The sequence below is a fragment of the Desulfosarcina sp. genome (assembly GCF_041551955.1).
GTDB lineage: Bacteria > Desulfobacterota > Desulfobacteria > Desulfobacterales > Desulfosarcinaceae > Desulfosarcina.
On the sequence record NZ_JBFELV010000568.1, the window covers coordinates 1 to 2,651 of the forward strand.

Sequence of the window (2,651 nt, forward strand, 5' to 3'; positions counted from 1 at the left end):
CATGCAACGGCGAAAAAGCGGAGCATACATGTAGTATGTGAGCATGTTGAGCCGTTTCATAACGCCGCCATGGGCACTTAGACTATTTTTGAGATAAGTTCTACAATGAAAACATATTGTCCAGCCGCTCCAGGTCATTGATCACCCGCCAGGCCCCGCCGCCGGACTCCGTCTTGTCCCGCCACTGATCCACTCGCTGCAGATAATTTTTAGGATCGCGAATATCGTCCCGGAGTTTGGTGACATTCAAGGCAATGATGCTGAACCCATCCAATTGAAAGGGAACATCCCGAACGTGGCCGCGGGCCAGTTCTTCTTTCAGGTCCGAGAAAATCAGGACGAATTTCTGGCCGGATCCGGCTTCGTTCAGGTATTCGACGGCCTGCAGGAGCCCACCGGAAATGTCCGTGTGGCTGCTGCCTGCCACCGAGGACACAAAATCGGCCACTTGCTTCTGAAAGGCGCGTTTTTGCGTGTTGGCCACCGACGGACGCTGGTCGAAGGTGACTTTGGCGACGATGTCCTTTTCGCTGAAGCTGCCCGTATCGATGCGGGCCACGGCCATGGTGTCCCCGGGGGCCAGGGTGCCCAGCAGGTAGTTGATGATGGCCCGGGCCTTGTTGAGCTCCTCGGTATAGGTGCCCGAGGTGTCCACCAGCATATATACCCCCTTGGTGTGGTCCATCTTTTGAGCGCAACCGCAGGGCATCAAGAGGACCGCAAACAACGCCGCAGCAATCATCGTGCGTGGCTTCAATCGGCAGTTTTTTTGCATGGCGCCGTCTCCTCCAACAAGGTCATGGTTTTATTTTTGGTGGCGGACCGATCTTTCTCCGCTTTCGGCACCTTGGGCGAGGCAGCCATTTTTCGAAGAACCAGCGCCTCCAACCAGAGGGCCGGAAAGATGATCAGGTCGTACACATTGACCACCAATCGGCCCAGGTAATAGCCCAGGTTGCCCGCCAGGCGCAAAAGAAACCCATGGGCGCGCAGCGCCCAGGCGCCGGCCATGCCGAGCACGGTTCGCGATGACGAGACAAAGGTCTCGAAGGGCATGGCTACCGTGGTCAGGATGAAGGGCAGGATGAACCCTAAGATCATCTGACCGATCGTGGGGATCTTGCTGGCGGCGACGGCAGTGGGCTCGACGCCGGCCAGGCTTTGTCTCAGGGCTTCCATGTCTGCGGCGATGCGGTCGCGCATGAAGGCCAGAGAAGACTCGACACCGGCCAGGATCGTCAGCATGGCCAGCAGGATAAAAAAGAACCAGGTGCGCTTTTTGTCGTCGAGGCAGCCGATTACCGAGAACAGCCGGGTGAAACGCAGGGCATCCATGAGAAAGATGCCCACGACGACTTCCAGACAGACGATGAACATGCCGGCCACATCGGATGTCTTGAATGCACCGATATAGCTGGCACCGCCCACCATCTCGGACATGGGCAGGGCAACCAGGTTGAAGTTGATGATGGCGCCGATCACGAACACACCCAGGACCAGTCCGGATGTGAAGAACTGGGTCAGCGAAGACGATGAAAGCTGACGTTCGGCGATGTCGGTGTGTGTCCTGACCGTCTCATAGTCGGTGATGCATTGGTCCACCGCCTGGGAGCGGCCGGTCAGCTCGGAGATGGCTTTTTCGATCCCCTTGAGCGTCTTGTCGGTGGCGCGCCACTGGGGGACCATGCGCGTGAGGACCCCGTGGCGGTCCGACACCGCTTTGCGATGGCCCTCGAGGGCGGCCTTGTGTTGTTCCTTCAATGTGTTGTGGATGTCTTCGAGAAGGTTGGCCACCATGGGGTCACCCGAGGGTTTGATGCCGGCGATGGCATCGATCACCTTGACCCAGTCCGACAGACCCTGGGGAATTTCGGCGGTTTTACGGTAATCGTCCTCGAGCTTCAACAGATCTTCACGGAGCTGCCGCTGCAGCTGAGGGTAGCCTTCCAGGTTTCGTTCCACGGCCGTGCTGATGCGCTCGAATTCGCGTTCCGTGCGTCGTTCGGCATGTTCGACGCCCGCAGCCAGCAGGACTTCACGGTTGCGCGCCTCCAGACGCTGGCGGGCCATCTTCACCGAAGCGGAGGCCACGCGCATGGCATTGTAAATCACCCGGCCCAGCGACCCCATTGAATCGTGAAAGGGCCGCCGTGCAAAATACATGGCCGCGATGCACAAAAAAATCCATACCAGGACCGAGAGGAACGGCACCGGCGTGATATTGAACATCAGGGTTGCATCTGGCATGATATCCTCCATTCATTTAAGTTGATCAGATGCATCCAGCAATTCACATGCCGACATGTGACATTCAATGGCAAGACTGGTTCGGCGGGTTCGGTCACCCCTGGCGCGACACGGAAGCCGTGGTTATTATATTGAATATAGATTCAATAAGTTGTACGGTTATCGATAAAACGCAAGCCGGTCTTTTTTGGGTGTCCTTGCCGCGACAGCGGGGATCCGGCCCCCCATGAACCTTCCTGGATTCCGGATCTTCGCTGCCCTGCGTCCGGAATGACAAAGTTGGGTTGCCTGGGAATAGTTGTGAACTCGCGCTTTCTGGAGAACCGCATCATATTTTTTATACGCAGTTGCGCCCTGGCCCGGACGGTCGGCTGGCCATGCATGGGGATGCGGGAAGAGGGGAG

At 57.5% G+C, this 2,651-nt stretch carries 2 protein-coding genes; both read right to left on the reverse strand.

Annotation, left to right across the window (positions count from 1 at the left end; genetic code table 11):
• Positions 1-100: 100 nt before the first annotated feature.
• The gene (locus tag ABYV26_RS24235) at positions 101-775 is read right to left on the reverse strand and encodes a hypothetical protein (RefSeq protein WP_372683919.1); all 675 of its coding nucleotides are present in this window, start codon (positions 773-775) and stop codon (positions 101-103) included.
• A complete protein-coding gene (locus ABYV26_RS24240) occupies positions 754-2,247 on the reverse strand; it encodes a hypothetical protein (RefSeq protein ID WP_372683920.1) in 1,494 nt (497 codons plus the stop codon). The genes ABYV26_RS24235 and ABYV26_RS24240 overlap by 22 nt, the downstream gene beginning before the upstream one ends.
• Between the last annotated feature and the right edge of the window lie 404 nt (positions 2,248-2,651).